This is a genomic window from Acinetobacter rathckeae, assembly GCF_015627125.1.
In the GTDB taxonomy this organism is placed as follows: domain Bacteria; phylum Pseudomonadota; class Gammaproteobacteria; order Pseudomonadales; family Moraxellaceae; genus Acinetobacter; species Acinetobacter rathckeae.
The window spans coordinates 82,774-105,300 of sequence record NZ_VTDO01000006.1 but is presented as its reverse complement, the minus strand read 5'-3'; the positions used below and the strand labels follow the sequence as shown (position 1 = coordinate 105,300).

Here is a 22,527-nt window from a genome sequence, read left to right as displayed (position 1 = left end):
ACCATTAAGAATGCACCTCTTGAAGAAGTGCCATAATTTCACGGCTAATCTTATCTAAATCGGCATCAATTTCGCTTAAATCTCGTGGTGGTTCATACACATAAAAATGGCGGTTAAACGGAATTTCATACCCCACTATACCTATCTCATCGTCTTGGGCATCACGCTTATCTGCATTAATCCACGCATCAGGCACATGCGGTTGTACTTCACGTTTAAAATAAGATTCGATTAAATCTATCGTCGTTTGGCTTGGGTCTAGGGCAATATTCTCTGCATCGCGCAAATCACCATCTTGCACAAATTCCACCACGTTACCTTTGTAACTAAACTGACCATATAGCGGGTTTGTGGCACTTTTTATCACTTTTTTAACCACAGGTTCTGCATCTTGGTTTTTCCAAGTCACAGCATCTAAAAATTGTTTTTTCTCTTTGGTTTCGAGTTTTTCATTACAATCTTTTAAAGCCTGTTTAAGTTGCTCATCAAAGATATTAAAATCATCACTTTGTGCTGTACCCATGTTGGTTTGTAAGGCTTCTGCTTTGCGTAAAAGCGTCCGTTGGTCTAACCAAAGTTTTGGCTCAAGTACCGTTTTAATATCTTTTTCTTTTAGTTCGCTAAATTCTGCTTTAATGAGTGCGCGAATTTCAATTTTTTGGTCTTCACTGAACTGACCATAGCTTGTTTCTATCCAAGCTTTACCATAAGTTTCATATACATTTTGCATGACTGCATTAAAAGGCTTTGGTGCAAAACGTAAGCTTGCAATGCGCTCATTGCTAAGCTGTGCCGATAAACGTAATGGACGTTCAATAGTTACACGACGATAGCCAAATTCATAACTATTAAAAATTTTACTTGAGAATGGTTTTTGCTGTTCACTTTCACCATCTAAAGTGAGTGTATCCACAATTTCAAAATCACCATAATTTTGAGTGATGGTTCGTATTTCTGCATCTGTTAAATAATTACGTTTAGAACCAAGCGATTTACGCATTTTTGAACTAAGATTTGTGGCATTAATTAGATGCACTTTACCTTTACGTTTAAGCTCTTTTTTGTTGCTGAGTACCCAAATATAGGTTGCTATGCCAGTGTTATAAAACATATCTGTAGGCAGGGCAATAATCGCTTCGAGCAAATCGGCTTCTAAAATATAACGACGAATTTCACTTTCACCACTACCCGCACTGCCTGTAAATAAAGGTGAACCATTTAAAATAATTCCAATACGGCTACCTTGATCATTCCCTGCCTCAGGTTGACGCATTTTGCTGATCAAGTGCATTAAAAATAATAATGAACCATCTGACACGCGCGGTAATCCTGCACCAAAACGTCCTTCAAAGCCTTTTTGTTCATGCTCGTCTTTGATGTCTTGTTCAATCTTTTTCCAGTCCACACCAAATGGCGGATTAGACAACATATAATCAAACTTTTCATACGCCAGTTGGTCATTAGATAAGGTGTTTCCCAATTTAATACGGCGTACATCCTGACCTTTAATGAGCATATCGGCTTTACAAATAGCATAGGATTCTGGATTTAACTCCTGCCCAAACACACGCATCACCGCTTCAGGATTGTGTTCATGCACATATTCCGTCCCCGAAGATAAAAAGCCTCCAGTTCCTGCGGTTGGGTCATAAATGGTTCGTATCACGCCATCTTTATTTAAAACCTCATCATCTTGGCTAAAAATAAGTCCTGTAGTAAGTCTTACAATATCTCGTGGTGTAAAGTGTTCCCCTGCTGTTTCATTAGAACTTTCAGCAAAGCGACGAATCAATTCTTCAAATATTAAGCCCATATCATGGTTAGAAATACTTTGTGGGCTTAAGTCGGTATTCGCAAATTTTTGTATAACTTTATAAAGTAGGTTTGCGTCGTCTAATAAGTCTATAAATGTATCAAATTTAAAATATTCAAAAATTTCACGAGCATCTTTTGAAAAATGCTGAATATAGTTACTTAGATTCGCTCGAATATCTTTTTTTCCTAACTTATTTAAATCAAGTGCTGAGCTATTAAAAAAAGATAAACCATCTGTGGACTGCAACAGCATTTTTTCTTTTGCTTCGGATGGCAAAGGCATATCTTTCACTTTTTCATATGCTTCAAGCACTTTATCCTTACTTGGCTCAAGTACGCACTCTAAACGACGTAACAAAGTGAATGGCAAGATTACACGTCCGTATTGCGATTGTCTAAAGTCACCACGTAGTAAATCTGCAACAGACCAAATGAAAGCTGCCACTTGAGAGAAATTGTTATTTGTCATTAAAATATACCACTTGCTTTACAGCTTAATACTGAAAAAAATATAACGTTAATTGTGCCGACTTAGCTTATATTTTACTAGCCTCATCATTGCTTTTCTCAATATTATCAAGCAAAAATAAGGGAGCTTTCGCTCCCTACACTCAACGGGTTGCTAACTTCGTTTCAATCCACTGATGAATCTCCCAAGCTGACCAACCAATGCGTTTAGATGTAATGGTTACTTTTTTAGGAAATGTTGAATCATAGTATTGAGAGTCTTCATCTATCATCTCGTAAATCGTTGAACGGCTTATACCAAGAATTTCAACAACCTGTTTAATGTTGATCAATTGATTCATCTGAAAAGTTTGCCCTACAAATGTCGTCATGTCTCTTCTCCATTTTACGGAGCGTCGGATTACGCTCAAATGATAGGGGAATGCTTTATTTTTCTACCCATTTGAGCCATCACCCTCCTGCCTCAACTCACAGACTGAACCGATGATTTCAAACCATGTTGTAAATCCATGACATCCATCTTCTGTTCTTTTAATGGTTGAGCATCTTCGCTTGCATCTATGACCTCCTCTTCTGCTTCCTCCAAATCAAAACATACTGCTTGATAACCCAACTTCGCTACAGCATCGAGTTGGCTTTGGTCAAAGCCACTCTCTTTCGCTTTCTGATCTAACTCTTTGGCTTGTTGAATCGCATCTTGTAAAGATACCCCTTCAGGCAAAGTTAAATCGACATAATAAATTGGCGTGCGATAACTCTGCGTTGTGCTTTTTCCTCTGAGCACCAATTGCAATGGTAAACATGACAAACGGTCTTTTGAGGCTGCTTGATAATAAGCAAGCCGTGCTGCAAGTGTACGAATACTATTAAAACCTGTGGTTCTAAATACAAATGTACCGAGTTCATCACTTTCATCTAAGTTCACATATAAACGACCATATGGTTTACACGCACCATTTTGTCCCATCGGGCATAAGTGTGGTGTTGGACAGACTTGCTTTTCTAAACCTTGCGGTGTCACGCGAAGACATACCTCACCATTACCTACACAAATTGGGCGACCCGTTTGTCGGTCAAACAAACTATATTCAGCACGTAAGTTCAGTTCAGGATCATTAAAGATCATCCGTACTGGAATCTGACGTAATTTCCCATCACCATTATTGACTCTGAGCTTGTCATCTAGGGGATGCTTTACCCACCCCTCCTTATTTTGAATCTGACTAGTAATGGTGAACTGATCATCTTTTTCAGGTTGACGTTTACCATTCTTTTCAACGACACGCCCAATGCTGATTCTGCCTAACACTGGCGGTGTGATTAATAAACCTTTCATCATCTAAATCACCTTTATCTTTTCTTTAGTTATAAAAAAATCCCACTGCGTTGGCAGTGGGATGGATTTGTTTATGCTATGGATTGCTTTTTACTCTACTTAGGCTTTTAGCATCTAACATCTGTATTGATCTAGTCAGTATAGATTTGAAAACGACGACTGCCTTCTTTCACCTCTCCATATTGCTCTAACAGTTCAGGCTGTGCTTTAAGGAGCTTCTTACTGTCTAAGCTCACTCGGTCTTTCGATGCTTTCCACGTCACTATGCCTCGTTGAAAGATGGCTTTTTCTGCATGCTTCATGCGCATTTGAATATGCTGTTTTAACAACTCAAATTGCTTTTGATGTGTTTCAACCTTTTCTTTTTCAAGCAAGAGATCATCGAATAAGCTATTCGCTGAACCATCTTCTTTAAAGTCTTCACTCTCTAAAGGTTCATGTTTCGGATACAGTTGTTGAATGGCACTGGCTGCTGACTTTGATGCATCAGGTTCAGGTGGTCGGTCATCTGTTACACACTGCCAAAAGTAACGCTCTGACTGAATTAGGACTTGAATGACTTGTTCATTGCGTGTGACCTTAAAGATTTGTGTTTCATGACCACATAGTAGTACACAGACATGGGCAGCTTGTTTACCTGTCACTGCCAATTGATGTTGTACTTGGCAAAGCACATACAGTGGTACACCATCCTTCCATAACCTACTTCCATATTGCCCTGCGGTTTTACATTCTAAAATTTGAATGTCTTCAGCACCTGTCACAGCATAATCTAGATTGGCTAACATAAACGACTTATCTTCATCAGGATGCTGTAAGACCGCATTGACTCGTCTGACTTTATGCCCTGTATATTGTTGATAGAAATCGGCAATTAGTGGTTCAAGCTGATGCCCCCAATATAAAGGGTTATTGCCATTGCTTGCTTCATTTTGTGGACTAGAAGGTGCTCTGCCTGTTTTCAACATCCAGAGTTCAAGCATACTCATATATGGGTTGAGTCCACATGCAGCCGCAGCATCACTACTGCCAATGCCTTGGCGTCTAACTTCTAGCCATTTGCTGTAATCCATGCCTTTGGTATTCGCAACACGTTTTGGAGTGACTGGTTTTGAAGATAGTGGTTTAGGCAGATATGAGCTTGGTTGTGGTGTAATCATAGGTTGGTTCATATTGACCTCAATAGAATAAAATGTGGCATAAAAAAAGCCATGCCCCTCTCGGGACATGGCTTTGTGTTTTAATGCGATAGATAAGTTTTTCTAACTAAGCGACAAATGCTCTTGCTTGTTCAAGCGCACGTTGCTTTAGATTCGCTCCTGCTCCAAACCATGCAGAATCTAAACGATGGTCATTACTCATGGCACGTCGTTCATGATCAACAAACTCCGTCATGGAACAGAGCAAACCATAAGCGGTATCTTTGGCTGAAGAGAGTGTTGCTCCTCGACCCTGCCCATTAAACATCTCCATAGCTTTACTCATCGCACGACCATTGGGTTCTACTTTAGTATCTTGGTTTGCTTGGCTTTGTTCAGCAACATGACGATAGAACTGAATCAGATTGTCTTCAGGAGAGACCATCGAGGTATTGTTAAATACCGCATTCAAGTAATTGGATGCTTCTTGCTGTGTGACTTTACGCTGAGACAATTGTTTAATCTCATACATGTGCTCATCCCATGCACGAACTGAAATCCCCAATTGCTGTTTCACTTTCTCTGCATCGAAATGCGTACTATGAGGGACTTTCACCATCCCTGCACTGGCAGTTGCACCCTTAAGGGCAATGGCTAAAGTGTTATTACATACCACACGAATAGAGGTAAATTGAGCTGTCGTCGCTAATGTCCCATCACATGCGGTTGCCAATAAGATATAGCCATTACTGACATCTTTACCTTTTAAAGCAGTGGTCTGTCCTGTACGTGCCAATGCCCAGAACTTCTTACCCCCTTTAAGTACACCTGCGGTTTCCAACTCAAAACCTGATTGCTCAGTGAGATGACGGTAAAACTCAAGAATCTCTAACGGTTGAACTTCTTTATAACGCTGGCTTACTACTGACAAAGGTGCATGGGTGTCTGAACGATACAGTACACGTTGCTCTTCGTAAGGAAGAATGATTTGCTGTGCTTTATCATTCTCAGCAAAGTAACTGACATTGGATGATTCAATACGCCAATCCATTCCTGCTTGCTTTGCCCAAACTTCAATCGGTTGCTTAGGCATTAATTGCTCACCTAAACCATGCCAAGGTGTATCACCAACATATGCCATGCTTTCAACTTGATGTGCCATTTTCATTGCTCCTTAATAAAAATATTGACCACAATCATCACATTGAAAACATTGCACAGGTCTTGCTTGTCTTTTAGGTTGAGGGTCACTAAACGTACCACCAATTACACTTCCTACGACTGCACCTGCAATACCGCCAAATAAAGGAGAAATCCCTAATGGTACTGTCTTTGATAAAGATGCACCAATGGTGGCAAAAGAAGCTGTTGAAGAAAGAGATGATGTATTGTGTTGCTCTGATGCTGTCGGTTGTACTGCACGACTCACATGGGTGGAATCACAATAAGGACAATAAATACTCATAATAAAAAACCTCTAGATCATATATAGAATGGTCATCTCTCCAACAAAGAAAAGATGTTTCTCATCTAGATGATATATATCTGAAATATTTTTTAATTCGTCCAAAAGCAATACATAACCTGAAATAGCGCATATCTGAATTGACGATTAAAACTGCTCAGATTATTATTAGCTCGCTGGCCTACATTGCCAGACGGTTTTGACAGACCGATCATACAGCGCATCAGGTGAAAGTACTCCTGAGTATCACACTTGTGCGAACACCTTCTCGTCCCCCTTTGCGGTAGAACGGGAGGGGGACGCCTTCGTGCGTGCTGGTTTCTGTATGTCCAGTCTGTCAACCCTCTTTCGTTCTGCCACCATCTCAATTGACAGTGAGTGATCGGCAGAATTTGAACAACATACAGGATCAAATCTCATGCAAACATCTATCACGCTTATTCCCATACCCAACAACTTAAAACCCTTATCTCTGCCTTGAATCTGTACTGATTTCTCATCTCTGAAACATACAACAATCAAATACAACTGCCGTTTAAGGTAGGGATAACCCATGACTAAAATAGTTTTAAGTCTATGTGTACTCTTTGCGCTGAGTGCATGTAGCAGTAACGATAACAATGATTCATCTGCTTCAGATAAAGCCCCCGTCGAACTCAGCTTTAGTACCGATGAAGCACCCAATGAATACTACCCTTTTCCATACATTAGCTATCTCAACATTCAATCCGTCGTAGATCATGTTTCTATCTTTCATGTATCCATTAATCGCGGTAATTGTTCAGTCTCATCTTGGCTTGGAAACAATGGCAGTTCATATCTCAAATTCGGGCAATCAAGACAAGCGAGCCTACGTTGCCAAGACACGCAAGTAAAAGAAGTCGTTGTAGATACAGATCAAGGTAGCTACACCTTTAATTTTTAACAATAAGAATGGATGAATGATAATGAAAGGTACAGTTTTAGATTTCTCGGTACAAAGCAACAAAGGGATCATTACCCTAGATGAAAAAAGATATCACTTCACAGGTGATCAATGGAAAGAACAACTCCACCCTAAACGTGGACAACAGGTTGATTTTGAGGTTGATGAACAGACAGGCAACGCAATCAACATTTACTTTGTTGTGATGCCAAGTACAAGTACACCGATCAAAAACTCACAAACAGAATCAAACGGTCAAACAAAAGATACTGCACAGGCTGAAACAAATAAATTTCAAGCGATTCTTGATGAATATCAAAAGTCAGTCATGACTTGCTTTAAAAAGTATATTGATATTAAAGGCCGTGCTGCACGTTCTGAATATTGGTACTTTCAACTATGTGCCACATTAATCATGTTGATCATGAGTACTGCTAATGACACACTCTCTACAATTGCCTTTGTTGTTTTCATTACCCCCTTGATCACTGTTACTGTTCGACGATTACATGACATTAATCGCTCAGGATGGTGGGTACTCATTGCTGCCATTCCATTGGTCGGAAGTATAGTCATATTTTATTGGGCAATTTCAAAGGGATCACTTGAAGAAAACCTTTATGGGCCACCACCCCAATAAGTCCTTAAGTAATCAGGCATGGAACGATAAGGATGTCTTTCCATGTCCTATCCAAGAAAAGAACCACTAATTAAAAGTACGCATTCTCTTAGTGCATTTAACCCTTAAATACTGCTCTTCCTTCTCAGGACAAGTGAGATAACTTACTGCTTTCTCACAACGCTCACATGCCTCGATATCATCCCGATGAATTCGTCCAATGCCCAATATGCCTAAGTCGGTATAACGTGCAACTTGCTTAGAGTCATGACAGTTATAATAACTTCCCTGCTTAGAAGTAATATCTTCAATCCATACTTGACCAAGCTTGCTTGCGATTCCCCAGCCACTTTGTACTTTATGGCCATTAAAGATCATTAACACATGACAGTGATAGCCTTTATCTGATCCATGCTCTAATGCCCATGCATAATCTATTAAGTCTTTTAGAAACCCTTTACGCTGACTCAAGTGTTTTCGTAACTCACGAATATCCTCATAGAATGTCTCAATATCGATATGATTATTTTGTTTTAAATAAGCCAAATCCACACGAACAACTAAAGATTTAGAATATTGATTTAGTGAATATCTTATTTTCTTAGCGAGAGACTTCTTATTTCTTGATTCATTCTCATAATGCCTTTTTAAATCATATTGATTTAAATCACGATAGGATGAGAAATACCTCCCCCATTCACTTAAACTATATTCATCATAAATATAATCAACTAACTCACTATAACTTAAATTTCTAATATCATGGTTTTCTATAAAATCACACCATGCATTAATATAACCAAAGTAAATATAAGATGGTTCATATATTTCAATAAAATCAAATAACAGAGATGCACACCTAGTATAAAACTGATGATTTCTTTTTATTCCATATTCAACCCAGCTCTCAGTAGTATTCTCAATTTCAATAAGTAAATCTGACTCTCTTTGATTATTCATGTTTAGTCTCTCCTATGTTGAATACATAGAAGACCTGAATCAGGTATAAAGATATTTATAGTCTCTAATGAGATACTCTATATCACTCATAATAAGATGAATAAGTATGATGTATGAAATACTAATTACTAATAATATTAATAACCTTCAATAAAACTGGGATTTAACCTATCTTAATCCTCCAACAATCATTACCAATAAGAAATGGTTTTTTCCATATACACTAAAAACAAGCTAAAGAATCACTTACCCTCCTTACATATAAGCAACCTATTTCTTTAGACAAAGTTATTCGTTAATATAGTCAATACTAAAAAATTATTATATATATTATATTTAATGTAAAAAAATACTAAGAAATACTCTATAAAAACTCTATATTTTTATCTAAAAAATCACTATAAAATAACTATAAATAGACAAGCTATGCTAACCTATAAATTAGGATAATTTACAATTAAGAGTAAATGGAATGAGTACTAAAAAAGATGACGAATTGGTTGCACTATTAACAAAAGCACCTGATGATGAACTTATTTTTCTTTTAACTTATATATGCGTGGAAATTCATCTATTAGAGTTAGGAGATTTTCTAAGTGAAGATGAATTTACTGAATTTATTATTAATAATAGCTTTAATGAAGCTAGATTATCATTAATTAGAAAACTAAGAAAAAATGATTTTATTTTTTCAAACCATAAGAATATTTTAAATTTTAAAATTAAAAAATATAAAGCATACATACAAAAAATAAAACACAATGAAATACCAATATACAATTTAATACAGCGTATAAATAATAAAAATCAAAATCAAAAAGTAGTAAATAAGATTTTCCTAATATCTTTATCAAAGATAATAATCAGTGAAAAAGAGAGTATTATAATTAATAATATAAAAAAAATTCATTTATTAAAAACTAGCATAAATAAGGATTTAAAATCATACATTAATAATAAAGAATTTATCAGCTGGATGAGCGCAAATACACTAAAATCAAGAAAACCCAATACCCATAAACTAATAGGTATTGGACGACCTTTATTAGAAGGAGTTGACATAGATTTGATATCTATTAGATATAAATATATTATTAATGATAAATCAAGTTTAATATCTTATTTATCAATAAAAAGACTAGAAGATTTTGACGAATACAATAAATATATTCATAGAGTCAAAAAGGCTTGGCAACAAAAAAATTATTTAGGAAGTAAGGCAAAAGACAATCACATTAAATTAAATAAAAAAGCCATGGATAATTTGGAAAAATTGAGTAGCTTAAAAGGGACAAAGAAAGAGTTACTACTCTCTGAAATTATTAAACTAGAGCTGAAAAAAGTGGAAGAAGAGAATAAAGCAAAGGCTTAGGCCTTTGCTTTAAGATATCCACTCAACCACCTTAGCTTCGTACCAATCCATCATCTTAACCCTCTCCTCCCAATATTGAGCACGATTGTAAGCAGCACGAATACGGTTCTTTGGAACATGTGCTAACTGTCTTTCTATAACATCATAATTAAATAAATTAGACTCATTCAAAACCGTACTAAACAATGATCTAAAACCATGAGTTGTCATCTTACCTGCGTAACCAGAACGCTTAATCACTTGTAAAATTGACTCACTACGCATAGACTCCTTGCTATTTAAACGATGAGGAAAAAGTAACTCTTCATTATGTGTCAACCTAAGTGCCTCCAATTCTTGAAGCATTAAATTTGTTAAAGGTACTCGATGAGGTAAACCATTTTTCATTCGTTCTTCTGGTATATCCCATACTCTATTTTCTATATCAAACTCACTCCAATTTGCTTTGAGTAACTCACTTACCCTTACACCTGTCAGCATAATCAACATAATTGCATGGTGTGTTTGAGCATCACTTGGGTACATGCTTACTTTCTTTAGAAACTCAGGCATGTCTTGAGCTTGTAACGATGCTAAATTTTTTACTTTCCTAGATTTCAATGCATATACCAAGTCCGATGCAGGATTATCTAGTCTATAACTATGTGCAATCGCATACTTCATTACCATCCCACATCTTGATAATGTTCTCTTCGCAACTTCCAAAGATCCTCTATTCTCAATTTTTCTAATCGCTTCTAGAATAATAGGTGCTGTTAATTTATCGATCTCATGATTACCAAAACTTAGATACAACTCATCTAGAGATGCCCTAACATTGCTAATATGTTTATCTGACCATATCCCCTTTTGATTTTCAAACCAGTCTTCAGCAACTTCACTAAATTGAGGTTTTGGAGATTCTAGACTACTATCCTCTGCATATTGGACTTTAAGTCTAGAAGCCATATCACGTGCTTTCTTTAAACTAATATCTGGATATTTACCTATAGATTTAGACTTCCTGTCACCATTAATCGTTAACCGTAGATTCCAATATTTTGTACCGTTTGTAGAAACCTGTAACGATAGACCATTTACATCGGATAAACGGTAAGGCTTATCTTTCGGCTTTGCTTGTTTACACTGACTATCTGTTAATTGTGTTGCTGCCACTTCTTAAACCCTCTCATTATTGATTGGGTAAATTTTCCCTTTTTTTACCCAATTAGGCAAAAACAAGGTCATATTCAATCAGATAACTTCGGATAAACAGGCAAATAAAAAAGCCTTTAAATATTGAATTTAAAGGCTTTTTATAATCAGTCTTGTGAGACTGGATAAAAATTTGGTGGAGATGGCGGGAGTTGAACCCGCGTCCGTCAGCACTACACTCCAGAATACTACATGCTTAGATATCGTCTATTATTTTAATGCTTAAAGACCCGACGAACAGGATTAAAAGCACGATCCTCTTAATTTAGTATAAAACCCCAAGGCTTGATTTTATACGGACTTGTGTGCGTGCGCTTCAGTCGGACTGTTAGACCACAAGTAAACTAACGGTCGGACAAACTGCCCTTAGGCAGCTAGAGCGTATGATTCGTCGTTTGCGACTAAAAAATGCAAATTTGATTTACGAGAGGAAATGCGCTCTCGGCATGCATCTATGAGCTTCATTACCAGCGTCGAAGCCAATAACATCCCCATTAATGTTTAGCAATTATAACAGAGATTTAAGCAGATCACATCAATTTATCAAAAATGCTGTATGTAAAACCATCACCTCGACTTAATGTGGTGCTGCTCCCTCAACTTTCCTTGGCTTTGGACACAGCCAAATAATCATTGCACCTGCCACAAAGATCATTGAAAACACTAAAAATACATGATCTGCCGCCAATGTTAATGCTTCTTTATTCACTAAATTAGAAATTGTGGCTAAGGCTGTTTCTTGACTAAACCCTCGTGCAGTCAGTTCACCCAAAGTAGGCTCTACATTCAATTTAGACACCATTTCACTACGAGAAATACTGGCGTGGTCATCCCATAATGTCACAGACAATGATGCACCGATTGCACCACCCATTGTTCTTACAAAGTTCATAAGCCCTGCTGCTGCTGCGACTTCATTTGGTTCAACAGACCCAAGTGCAATATTTGTTAAAGGAATAAAGAAAAATGGTACAGCGAAACCTTGTAAAATCTGTGGCCATGCCAATGCCATAAAATCAGCTTCATTGCTCCAAAATGCTCTCATCAAAGTCACACCACCAAGCATAAGTAGACCAAAGCTTGCCAAGGCTCTTTGATCTATTTTTGAGGAGAGTTTTGCGACAACAGGCGACATGGTCACACTACCGATTCCCATTGTTGCAGTCACATACCCTGCCCATGTAGCGGTATAGCCCATATTGGTTTGCAACCACTGTGGAATCAGCACAATACTGCCAAAAAATGCCCCAAATCCAAACCCCATGGTTAACACGGCAATTGAAAAACCCCGATGTCTAAACACTGTAATATTTACAATTGGGTTCTTCTCTGTTGCTTCCCATACAATAAATATTGCAAAAGCAAATGCAGAAATCACAGCAAGTGACAAAATCAGTTGACTTGAGAACCAATCATGGTCATGCCCTAAATCAAGCATGAGCTGTAATGCACCAACAGCAATCACTAAAAGTGACAGCCCCATCACATCCACTCTGACATAATTTGTTGGTGTTTCAGCAGGTTTTAACACTCTAAGCACACCAAGTACACAAATAATGCCTATCGGTAAATTAATAAAGAAAATCCAATGCCATGATAAATTATCACAAATCCAGCCCCCCATAATTGGCCCAACAATTGGCCCAACGACCGTGGTCATAGCCCAAAGCCCCATGGCTTGAGCATGTTTTTCAGGGGGATGTATTCGCATCAGTAATGTTTGGCTCAGTGGCATGAGTGGGCCACCAAACAAACCTTGACCTATACGGCAAAATACCAGCATTTCTAATGAGTTAGATAAACCACACAACAATGAAAACGTTGTAAACCCTATCAGGCAGCTGGCAAAGACCTTAACAGCACCAAACCTTCCCGCAAGCCAACCTGTTAATGGAACACAAATCGCTTCAGCAACCGCATATGAGGTAATAACCCATGTCCCTTGCGTAGTAGAAACTGCCAAACTACCCGTAATATGTGCAACTGCAACATTGGCAATGGTGGTATCGACCACCACCATAAAGTTTGCCAATGCTAAGAAGAACGTGGCCAAGAGTAATTTTTGCCCCGTCAGATCGCCAAATGGTACAAATTTACTCATATGTCATCACTTTATTTATTTGAGTTCAACAGTGGCATTCATAGACAACCCAACTCGAAGCGGGTGTTGTGTAAGCTCTTTCGGATCTAAAGCAACTCTGACAGGTAGGCGTTGTACCACTTTAATCCAGTTCCCTGTTGCATTTTGAGCAGGAATCAAGGCAAATGCAGCTCCTGTTCCCCCTGAAAAGCCAACCACTTTGCCATGATAAACCACATCACTGCCATACAAATCTGAAGTCAGCTTAACGTTTTGACCTACTTTTACACGAGCCAATTGGCTTTCTTTAAAGTTTGCATCCACATACATCTGCTGAATTGGTACAACAATCATCAAAGATTGCCCTGAAGCAACGACCTGACCAATTTGTACATTACGATTAGTCACAATACCATCTATAGGTGCTCGAACAACGGTACGCTCAAGGTTAAGTTTCGCTTGATCAAGTTTGGCTTGGGCAGCCAATACATCTGGTGTCGTATCTTGTGTTGTGCCTTTAATCAACGAGTTATTGGCTTCTAAATTACTGATGGCTACTTTTTGATTAGAAATCGCTTGCTGTACACCTGCTTCAGCCACACCCAAATTGGCTTTCGCCGTATTTAATGTATTTAGCGATGTCGCATATTCTTCTTTAGAAATTGCACCTGATGCACTCAGCACTTCACGGCGTTTAAAGTCTGACTGAGCTTTAGCAACATCTGCACGTGCTTTTTCAAGCTGTGCTTTTTGACTCTGAATAGCATCATCCGTTGCTTGAATTTGTGAAGTCAATGCACCGCTGTTTGCATGTGTTTGACCAAACTGTCGCTTCACTTTTGTTAAATCTGCTTGTGCTTGTGCAACCGCAATTTGAGCGTCTCGGTCATCTATTTTGACTAAAACATCACCTGCATGCACGTATGCAGTATCTTGGGTCAGTACTTGTGCAACCTGCCCCCCGACCATTGCACTGATTTGTGCAGTATCTGCCCCTACATATGCATTATCTGTATCTTCGGTACGATCAAAGAACACAACCCATACGGCATAGATAACAATCCCCAAAATAAAAATAATAGCGACCATTAAAAGTAACTTCTTACGCTTTTGGGTATTCGGTTGATTCTCTACGGTTGAAACATGTTCTAAATCTGATGGTTTTTGTTCACTCATACTTAACCCTACGGTTTGTTATTTTACAAAACCATGTAGCCAGAGTCTTTTGGCTGATGATTTACAATTTGACACGGGTCTGTCATTTTACATCAAAATGTCATTATTTGAGAATGATGTACATCATGTTATTTCAATAGCGTATGTTACAGCAAATATCTTAACTGATGTATATTGAAACCCATAGTTAATACAAAATGGTTTTATGAGATGAAAACACACATTTAAACAACTGATGAATGCCATAGTTTTTATCGTTTTAGCCTGAGGATAAATCTACTTTATTATCTGTGCAGACCCAACAATGACCGCTAAGATGTCACTTATTTAAGAGAAAAAATATGAGTTACGCTTTCAATCGCCCCGCATTTCCCGCAACACGTATGCGCCGTATTCGTAAAAATGATCAACTACGAGCAATGGTACGGGAAACACATTTAACAACCGACCACTTAATCTACCCTGTATTTGTACTGCCTGGCCAAAATCAAAGCGAGGATATTCCAAGCATGCCAAATGTACAGCGCTTATCTGCCGACTTATTACTCAAAAAAGCAGAAACCTTACTTGAACTTGGCGTTTCAAAACTTGCACTTTTTCCTGTGACGCCACAAGAAGATAAAAGCTTAGATGCAACAGCAGCATGGCGTGAAGATGGATTGGTACAAACCACATGTCGCCTGCTCAAAAAAGAGTTACCTGAGATGGTACTCATTACCGATGGTGCACTTGACCCCTACACCACACACGGACAAGATGGAATCATTGATGGTACGGGCTACGTACTCAATGATGAAACGGTAGAATGTCTGATTAAACAGTCTTTAAGTCATGCAGAAGCAGGGGCAGATATTATTGCACCAAGTGACATGATGGACGGACGTGTAGGTGCTATTCGTCAAGCACTCGAAGCACATGGCCATATTTATACCAACATTATGGCCTACTCTGCTAAATATGCTTCAAGCTTTTATGGGCCATTTCGAGATGCTGTAGGTTCTGCAAGCAATCTTAAAGGTGGCAATAAATACAATTACCAAATGGACTTTGCTAACCGTGCAGAAGCCCTACATGAAATTGCCTTAGATATACAAGAAGGCGCAGACATGGTGATTGTCAAACCGGGCATGCCTTATTTAGATATTGTACGTGAGGTGAAAGACACGTTTGGCATTCCAACGTTTATTTATCAAGTCAGTGGTGAATATGCCATGCTCTGTGCAGCCATTCAAAATGGTTGGCTCTCAGAACAAGTCATTTTAGAATCACTGATGAGCTGTCGCCGTGCAGGGGCAGATGGTATTTGGACGTATTTTGCTGAAGATGCCGCACGCAAACTCAAAGCAATGACTTAAAGCATATAAGCAAGCATAATCATAACATTATGCTTGCTTTAAACTTAACCACCAAACATATGCTTGGCCATACGGCGTGCTTGTGGGCCAAAAAACCATAATGTCACCAAATAAAATGGCAGGCCAATCATCACAACAATAAATAAGGCAACAAAAATAATTTGTGGCTGTAAAACATACAGCTGTACAAATTGCCATACATCAACTTCTGGCTGTGCCCAAGCTTGCCAAACACAGCTCAAAACAAACCCCATGATGTTAAACAACCAAAATAAAACATTAAACACCCAAGCAAAATGAAACATCTCTTTCCGTGTTGGTGCACGTTGTTGTTGTTTTAAAAATAAATAAAGCACTGAAATCATACTGGCTAAATATGGCAATACCATAAAAACAAATGCTAAACCTTTTGGCAATAATGCCATGAGTATTCCACCAATACAGGTAAATATAAAACAGCACAGCAAAAACCATGCATAATATTTTTTCAGAGACACTCAAAACCTCGTCTTATCAAAATTGATTTAAATTTTTTTAAAATCATGTCAACCTTTTGCTCATCGCTATCGTTATACAGAACATAAAGCCTGCTTACATAGATAAACGTACCATATCTAAGCAGTGCAACAATAGCGTACTTCATGTCTACCACTGTAAAGTCATGACATTTAAGCCAATGATTTCTCATCACTCGAATCATTGGCTTTTCTTTTGTCTGTAACAGACCTCACCGCTAATGTAACTGACTTACATACATCATAGTCTATAGAAAAATAAAGCCTCCATCGAAAATTCATAATATCTATGCATCATGAATCTATCAAATGATGACCCTAGGTTTAAAGCAATGAAAAAAGTTTTCGCAGCAGTATTAGCATCAGGTATGGCCGTGTCTGCATTTGCAACATCACCTGAAGCCAACGTACCACCTCAACCAGAAACAGTAAAACCTGTACCTGAAAAACCACACAAACACCGTGAAGGTGCTGATAAAAAAGCCCACGAACACAAAAAAGGGGCTGAGCATAAAGCACATCGTCATGATGAAAAACACCGTCATGATGCACCTAAGCCAAAGCCCGTGCCTAAAGATGCACCAATGCCTGAAATGAAAATGTAACGCGACATCATGTAACTGAGGTGGTCTATCTGTACAGATAGGCCACCTTTTTTATGCTTTCACAACAATTTCAGCCTGACAATAAATCGGAAAATTGACTGAATTGGCGATCATACATTCATGATGGGCTTGCGTATGTAGTTGCTGAGCCAATGCAATATCTGTTCCTTGTGCCACAATCACTCTAGGCTTGAGCATCATTTCTGTAATATGCCCTCTACGTGCCACATCTTGGTCTTGCATAGATGCTGTGGCATGATCTGTATATTCCAGCACGACAACACCATTGACTGCACACAAATGTAAATACCACAATTGATGACAAGCCGATGCCGAAGCGAGGATTAAATCTTCAGGGTTCCAACGTTTAACATCCCCCAAATATGCAGGATCAGCAGAACCTAAAATAGTAGGTTTTAGTGCATGCTGCACTGTAAAGTGACGTGCATAACCACGGTACTCAGACGTTCCTTTACCCAAGTTACCGCACCATTGCAAATCAAGTTCATACGTATGTAATGCCATTTTTTATATTCTCTTTTGCTTTAATTAAAACGAACTGCTCTTCACAGAAGTACACTTACACTGTTAGATTACGCTATATATGCGTTCAACACCTAAACATGAGTATTTTATGGCTGTTCATTTTTTTCATACCTCAGATTGGCATTTAGGGCAACTATTTTACAACCATGCTCGTCAGTTTGAACATGAACAATTTTTAACATGGCTCATTCAGCAAATCAAACAAAAACAACCGCACGCGTTACTTATTTCAGGTGACATTTATGATGTAATTAACCCATCATCTATGGCTCAAAAACAGCTCTACCAGTTTCTAGCCGAAGCCCATGCCGTTGCGCCAGACATGCAAACACTCATGATTGCAGGCAACCATGACTCAGGCTACCGAATTGAACAAATTGAACCGCTACTTGAAAAATACAATGCCAAAACAGTTGGCCTTGTGCGTTGGCATGCAGACCGTAGTTTAGATATAGATCGACTCATTTTACCCATCTACAACCCACAAAAAGACATTGTTGCATGGTGTATTGCACTGCCATTTTTACGCAATGCAGAAATTATAGGCTTTAACGAACATACACAAGACAGCCAATCTGCCATTGAGTACTTACATGAAACCCTCATTGCAGAAGCAAAAAAGCGTAAAACTGCAGACCAAGCACTGATTATTATGTCGCATGCCCACATACAAGGGGGTCAAGAGTCTGACTCTGAACGCTGTATTATTGGCAACCAAGAAGCCCTTTCAACCACACTTTTTGACCACGGCGTAGACTATGTGGCTCTAGGACATTTACATAAACCACAACAAGTGTCACACCCTTTTATTCGCTATAGTGGTTCACCTATCCCACTGTCTTTTAGTGAAAAAAATTATAAACATCAGGTGGTTGATGTACATATCAACCCTACACATAATACACCTGAGCAGCGCTTTCAATTTTCGCCATTATATATTCCTCGTAGCGTTGCTATGCACCGCTTAACAGGTGAGCTTGAACAAGTGATGCAACAACTCAAAGCTTTACCATCAGACAAAGTCATAGAAAACATAGAACAACGTGAGTATGTCGATATTGAATACCACAGCAACACTGCCCCACCTTTAAATTTAAGACAGCAAATTGAAGATATTCTACCTAGCGAACAATACCGATTAGTCCGTTTAAGTCGTAAGCGGTTACTCGCTGAACATGAAGGTGCAACTCACTCTAAAATAGACCTAGCACCACCCACACCTGCACAGCTATTTGCACATATTTGGCAAGACATGGGCTATGAAAACGATGCTGAAGTCAATGCTGACTTTCTCACATTACTCGAAGAAGCTGAAGAAAAACAACGCCAAAATAACGCTGTACAATAAGGCCATGTTATGAAAATTTTATCACTCCGTTTAAGTAATCTTGCCTCACTTGCTGGCGAACAATATATTGATTTTGAGTCAGACCCCCTTGCCAATGCAGGCTTAATTGCCATTACAGGAAAAACAGGTGCAGGAAAATCGACACTGCTTGATGCCATGTGCTTGGCTTTATTTGACCAAATTCCACGTCTACAAGGTGCAAGTGGGCAGTTAACCGATGCCAATGGTGAAGTCATACAACTCAAAAACTCTAAACACATTTTACGCCGTGGCTGTGTACGAGGATTTGCAGAAGTTGAATTTTTAGCCTTAGACCAAAAGCGTTATAAGTCACGTTGGGAACTCAGCCGTACACGAAAAAAAGTAGATGGAAAATTTAAGCTAGACCGTTCAGTAACTTGTATTGATGATGGTCGAGTCATGACACAAAAATTAAATGATTGTACACCTTGCGTACAGCAGTTAATTGGGCTGAGTTTCGAGCAGTTTACCCGTGCTATTTTATTGGCACAGTCGGAGGTCGGTGCTTTTTTAAAAGCCAAAGACCAAGAACGTGCCGACCTACTTGAGTACCTCACCAACTCAAATATTTTTAGTCTTGTGAGCCAATGTGCATTTGAAAAAACCAGAACATTTAAGCAAGAATTAGAAAAATTTCAAGACTATATTGGCCATATTGAACTACTTAGCCCTGAGGAAATCAGTCGTTTAAACAACAACCAAATTGAGCTACAAAAGAACATACAACAACAGCAACAGCAGATCAAACAACTTGAACATGCCACACAGTGGTACACACAGCTACATCAACTCAATGCTCAAAAAAGCACATATACACAACAACAAACAATGCTTGAAGCACAACAAACACGCATTGATGATAAAAAACAAAGTTTGCTTGATCTAGAGCAATTTGCCAATGTACGACATCATATTGAAGGCATTCAAACCGCTCAAGCCAAACAAAAAGAGCTACAGCAACAACGACAACAGCAAGCAGAAAAATTTCAGCAGGCTGAACAGCTATTCCAACACGCAAAACTGCAACATGAGGATATTGAAAAACACCATGTGCAACAAGAGCAAAAACTTACTGCACTACAACCCATACTAGAGCAAGGCTTTGCACTTGATGCAAACCGGGAGCAACTGCTCACCAACTACCAAAATAAACAAAGCCAACAACATCAACTAGAGCAAAAATTACAACAAGAACAACAGCAATTCAAAGAGCAGCAACAACAAATAGCTCGACTCACACAGCAATACGAGCAAACTGAGCAAACACAACAGCAACTCAAAGACTTTTTAGCATTGGCAGAAGAACCTCGTGCCAACCTAGACAAACTCAAGCACATGCAACAGCTCTGGCATACTTTGCATGAGGCCGAATGTACAGACTTCCATGCTTTTGAACAGCATACTCAGAGCCTACTACAAAATATAAACCAACTGACTGAACAATACGGCTCAATTGATTCACTCACCGAGCAGATGCAGTTAAAACAACAGCAACAACATCAAGTTAAACAACACCAACAACAACTTGAATATACCCTCAAGCAAATTGATGCTCAGATGACACAAGAGCAGGAATTACAACACACAAGCATAGTACTACAGCAACAAGAAAGACTACTTGCTCAACAAAGCCAAGTGCTTGAGCAACATGAAAGTGAATTCAAACATGCAGAGCAAACACTGAAAAATACGCAACAACTGTTGGCAGAACAACAACTTTTACATGCAGACCATATCAAACAGCTCAGATCACAACTTAAACCAGATGAAGCTTGCATGGTCTGCGGTAGTACAGCACACCCTTTTATTACCCATCAGCAATTACTTGAAGATGCGCTCACCGTACTACATACACAACAAGAGCAATCCTATATTACCGCCAAAGACAAAGCATTAAAGCAATGGCAAGACAGTCAAATACAACACACCAAAACACAAAGTGAAATTCATCACTTATATACTCAAAAAACACACTATCAAAACACCATTGAACAGCTAAAACAGCAAATACAACAAGACTTAGCCCCATTAAAGCTCAGTGCCCCGACTCTTACAACCGAGCAACTGCAACACCATTGCCAACAATCTCAGGCTCAACTGTGTTTAGAGCAAAAAAACCTTGAGCAAAGTTCTAAACATTTACAACAGCAACAACAACAACTTAAAACTCAACAACAACAGCTGGCACAGCAACAGCAAGTTGCTGTGACGATTCAGCAGTTCAAACAATTACAAACCGAAATTTTTACTTTACTTAATCCATCACAACAGCAAATATGGGTAAAATCACCTGAACAGGCCATACAACAGGCTTGCCACGCAATTCAAGTCTTGAGTGAATCTAAACAACAATTACAACAACTTAAACAGCAACTTGACCAACACCAGCAACAAGTTCAACTACAACAACAGCAGTGTGACTCTTTACAACAGCAACTCACAGCCACTGCCCTTGAAACCAAGCAGATCAAGCAACACGGACTAGAAATAGCCGAAAAACTGAAACAACTGATTAGCCAACATAGCTCTGAACCTTTTAAAACCACAACACTGTGGCATCAACATTTGCAAACGCAACTGAACCAATCTAAGCAACAACTACAGCAACAACTACAGCAACTAACGCAGTTCACTACGCATTATCAAACGCTCAAAAATGACTTAGATGCTGTTCAGCAGCATATACACATGTGGCAACAACAAGAGCAAACGCACCTCACTGCACAAACAACATGGCAACAGCAACACCCTCACTTTGATATAGCACGTATCACGGCGTGCCTAAACCATTCTGCACAAGACATACAACAGTTACGCCAAGACATACAGCAATTTGAACAACAAAAAACCACTGTGGAAACACAGATTAAACATATTGACCTACAACGAGAACAACACCTGAGTGAGCAACCTGAGTATCTAGAGGAAGATATAAAACATCATATAGAGCAACAACTCAGCACACTTACATCGCTACAAGAACAGCGCGACACGATTAATTCTCGCCTGCTTGCCAATACTCAAGCACAACAACAACAGCAACAATACCGTGTACAAATTGAACATTTGCAACAACAAGTCAACCGTTGGGGGAAAATATCTGAATTAATTGGCAGTAAAGAAGGCAAGAAATTTCAAAAAGTTGCCCAAGAACATCATTTAGATATTTTAGTAGAGTATGCCAACCAACAACTTGCTCCACTTTCTCAGCGTTATGAGCTACAACGCATTCACAACAGTTTAGGCTTAGCGATTATAGATCATGATATGAACAGCGAAGTACGACCTGTACTGTCTTTGTCTGGTGGGGAAACCTTTTTGGTCTCGCTTGCACTCGCACTGGCCATTGCCAATATGGCCTCAGGTACAATGAAACTTGAGTCTTTATTTATTGATGAAGGCTTTGGAACTTTAGACCCTACCTCATTACATATTGTGATGGATGCCCTTGACCGTTTGCAAAGCCAAGGGCGTAAAGTGGTTTTAATTTCACATGTACAAGAAATGCATGAAAGAATTCCTGTGCAAATTCAAGTCAAATCCATTGGCGCAGGTACTAGCCAAATCCATGTTGTTGGCTAGTTTGTC

Annotated in this window: 19 protein-coding genes and 1 other RNA gene; 7 read left to right on the top strand and 13 right to left on the bottom strand. The window is 38.7% G+C overall.

Annotated elements, in window-relative coordinates; translation table 11 throughout:
* Positions 1-4 precede the first annotated feature (4 nt).
* The 6 genes from I2F31_RS10425 to I2F31_RS10400 form a co-directional block, all read right to left on the bottom strand.
* Positions 5-2,284 (bottom strand): type I restriction-modification system subunit M, encoded by a 2,280-nt coding sequence (locus I2F31_RS10425; RefSeq protein WP_195773871.1) that lies wholly within the window; start codon positions 2,282-2,284, stop codon positions 5-7.
* 142 nt (positions 2,285-2,426) lie between these two features.
* Positions 2,427-2,654 (bottom strand): helix-turn-helix transcriptional regulator, encoded by a 228-nt coding sequence (locus tag I2F31_RS10420; protein WP_195773870.1) that lies wholly within the window; start codon positions 2,652-2,654, stop codon positions 2,427-2,429.
* A gap of 92 nt (positions 2,655-2,746) precedes the next feature.
* Complete coding sequence (locus tag I2F31_RS10415) at positions 2,747-3,622, bottom strand: recombination directionality factor (RefSeq protein ID WP_195773869.1); 876 nt, start codon at positions 3,620-3,622, stop codon at positions 2,747-2,749.
* Positions 3,623-3,750: 128 nt separating this feature from the next.
* Positions 3,751-4,791 (bottom strand): YqaJ viral recombinase family nuclease, encoded by a 1,041-nt coding sequence (locus tag I2F31_RS10410; protein WP_195773868.1) that lies wholly within the window; start codon positions 4,789-4,791, stop codon positions 3,751-3,753.
* A 94-nt stretch (positions 4,792-4,885) separates the two neighbouring features.
* On the bottom strand, positions 4,886-5,920 hold the full coding sequence (locus tag I2F31_RS10405) for a DUF932 domain-containing protein (protein WP_195773867.1): 1,035 nt from the start codon (positions 5,918-5,920) through the stop codon (positions 4,886-4,888).
* A gap of 12 nt (positions 5,921-5,932) precedes the next feature.
* A complete protein-coding gene (locus I2F31_RS10400) occupies positions 5,933-6,223 on the bottom strand; it encodes a hypothetical protein (RefSeq protein ID WP_195773866.1) in 291 nt (96 codons plus the stop codon).
* A gap of 553 nt (positions 6,224-6,776) precedes the next feature.
* Between I2F31_RS10400 and I2F31_RS10395 the strand changes: the two genes are divergently transcribed.
* Together I2F31_RS10395 and I2F31_RS10390 are read left to right on the top strand one after the other, a co-directional pair.
* Positions 6,777-7,148 carry a hypothetical protein gene (locus I2F31_RS10395; RefSeq protein WP_195773865.1) on the top strand — a complete coding sequence of 124 codons (372 nt, stop codon included), beginning with the start codon at positions 6,777-6,779 and terminating at the stop codon, positions 7,146-7,148.
* Positions 7,149-7,170: 22 nt separating this feature from the next.
* Complete coding sequence (locus I2F31_RS10390; protein ID WP_195773864.1) at positions 7,171-7,788, top strand: DUF805 domain-containing protein; 618 nt, start codon at positions 7,171-7,173, stop codon at positions 7,786-7,788.
* 66 nt (positions 7,789-7,854) lie between these two features.
* Here I2F31_RS10390 and I2F31_RS10385 read toward each other — a convergent pair whose 3' ends face one another.
* Positions 7,855-8,727 carry a YagK/YfjJ domain-containing protein gene (locus tag I2F31_RS10385; RefSeq protein WP_195773863.1) on the bottom strand — a complete coding sequence of 291 codons (873 nt, stop codon included), beginning with the start codon at positions 8,725-8,727 and terminating at the stop codon, positions 7,855-7,857.
* 472 nt (positions 8,728-9,199) lie between these two features.
* Here I2F31_RS10385 and I2F31_RS10380 point away from each other — a divergent pair, with 472 nt between their 5' ends.
* Complete coding sequence (locus I2F31_RS10380) at positions 9,200-10,099, top strand: hypothetical protein (RefSeq protein WP_195773862.1); 900 nt, start codon at positions 9,200-9,202, stop codon at positions 10,097-10,099.
* A gap of 9 nt (positions 10,100-10,108) precedes the next feature.
* On the opposite strand, the gene I2F31_RS10375 is transcribed toward I2F31_RS10380, so the two are convergent.
* From I2F31_RS10375 to I2F31_RS10360, 4 genes are all read right to left on the bottom strand, one after another.
* Positions 10,109-11,254: a tyrosine-type recombinase/integrase gene (locus tag I2F31_RS10375; protein WP_195773861.1), complete on the bottom strand. Its 1,146-nt coding sequence runs from the start codon at positions 11,252-11,254 to the stop codon at positions 10,109-10,111.
* A 173-nt stretch (positions 11,255-11,427) separates the two neighbouring features.
* Positions 11,428-11,786, bottom strand: a transfer-messenger RNA (tmRNA) gene (gene ssrA / locus I2F31_RS10370).
* An 84-nt stretch (positions 11,787-11,870) separates the two neighbouring features.
* A complete protein-coding gene (locus I2F31_RS10365; protein ID WP_195769271.1) occupies positions 11,871-13,394 on the bottom strand; it encodes a DHA2 family efflux MFS transporter permease subunit in 1,524 nt (507 codons plus the stop codon).
* A gap of 15 nt (positions 13,395-13,409) precedes the next feature.
* The gene (locus I2F31_RS10360; protein ID WP_195773860.1) at positions 13,410-14,549 is read right to left on the bottom strand and encodes an HlyD family efflux transporter periplasmic adaptor subunit; all 1,140 of its coding nucleotides are present in this window, start codon (positions 14,547-14,549) and stop codon (positions 13,410-13,412) included.
* 341 nt (positions 14,550-14,890) lie between these two features.
* Between I2F31_RS10360 and hemB the strand changes: the two genes are divergently transcribed.
* Positions 14,891-15,904: a porphobilinogen synthase gene (gene hemB / locus I2F31_RS10355; protein WP_195769269.1), complete on the top strand. Its 1,014-nt coding sequence runs from the start codon at positions 14,891-14,893 to the stop codon at positions 15,902-15,904.
* Positions 15,905-15,948: 44 nt separating this feature from the next.
* On the opposite strand, the gene I2F31_RS10350 is transcribed toward hemB, so the two are convergent.
* Positions 15,949-16,401: an ABZJ_00895 family protein gene (locus I2F31_RS10350; RefSeq protein WP_195773859.1), complete on the bottom strand. Its 453-nt coding sequence runs from the start codon at positions 16,399-16,401 to the stop codon at positions 15,949-15,951.
* A gap of 350 nt (positions 16,402-16,751) precedes the next feature.
* Here I2F31_RS10350 and I2F31_RS10345 point away from each other — a divergent pair, with 350 nt between their 5' ends.
* Positions 16,752-17,024 (top strand): hypothetical protein, encoded by a 273-nt coding sequence (locus tag I2F31_RS10345; RefSeq protein ID WP_195769266.1) that lies wholly within the window; start codon positions 16,752-16,754, stop codon positions 17,022-17,024.
* 51 nt (positions 17,025-17,075) lie between these two features.
* Here I2F31_RS10345 and I2F31_RS10340 read toward each other — a convergent pair whose 3' ends face one another.
* The gene (locus I2F31_RS10340) at positions 17,076-17,549 is read right to left on the bottom strand and encodes an OsmC family protein (protein WP_195769264.1); all 474 of its coding nucleotides are present in this window, start codon (positions 17,547-17,549) and stop codon (positions 17,076-17,078) included.
* 109 nt (positions 17,550-17,658) lie between these two features.
* On the opposite strand from I2F31_RS10340, the gene I2F31_RS10335 reads away from it, so the two are divergent.
* Both I2F31_RS10335 and I2F31_RS10330 read left to right on the top strand, forming a co-directional pair.
* Positions 17,659-18,918 carry an exonuclease SbcCD subunit D gene (locus I2F31_RS10335; RefSeq protein WP_195769263.1) on the top strand — a complete coding sequence of 420 codons (1,260 nt, stop codon included), beginning with the start codon at positions 17,659-17,661 and terminating at the stop codon, positions 18,916-18,918.
* A 9-nt stretch (positions 18,919-18,927) separates the two neighbouring features.
* Entirely contained in the window at positions 18,928-22,521 is a 3,594-nt protein-coding gene (locus tag I2F31_RS10330; RefSeq protein WP_195773858.1) for an AAA family ATPase, read from the top strand.
* The last annotated feature ends 6 nt before the right edge of the window (positions 22,522-22,527 follow it).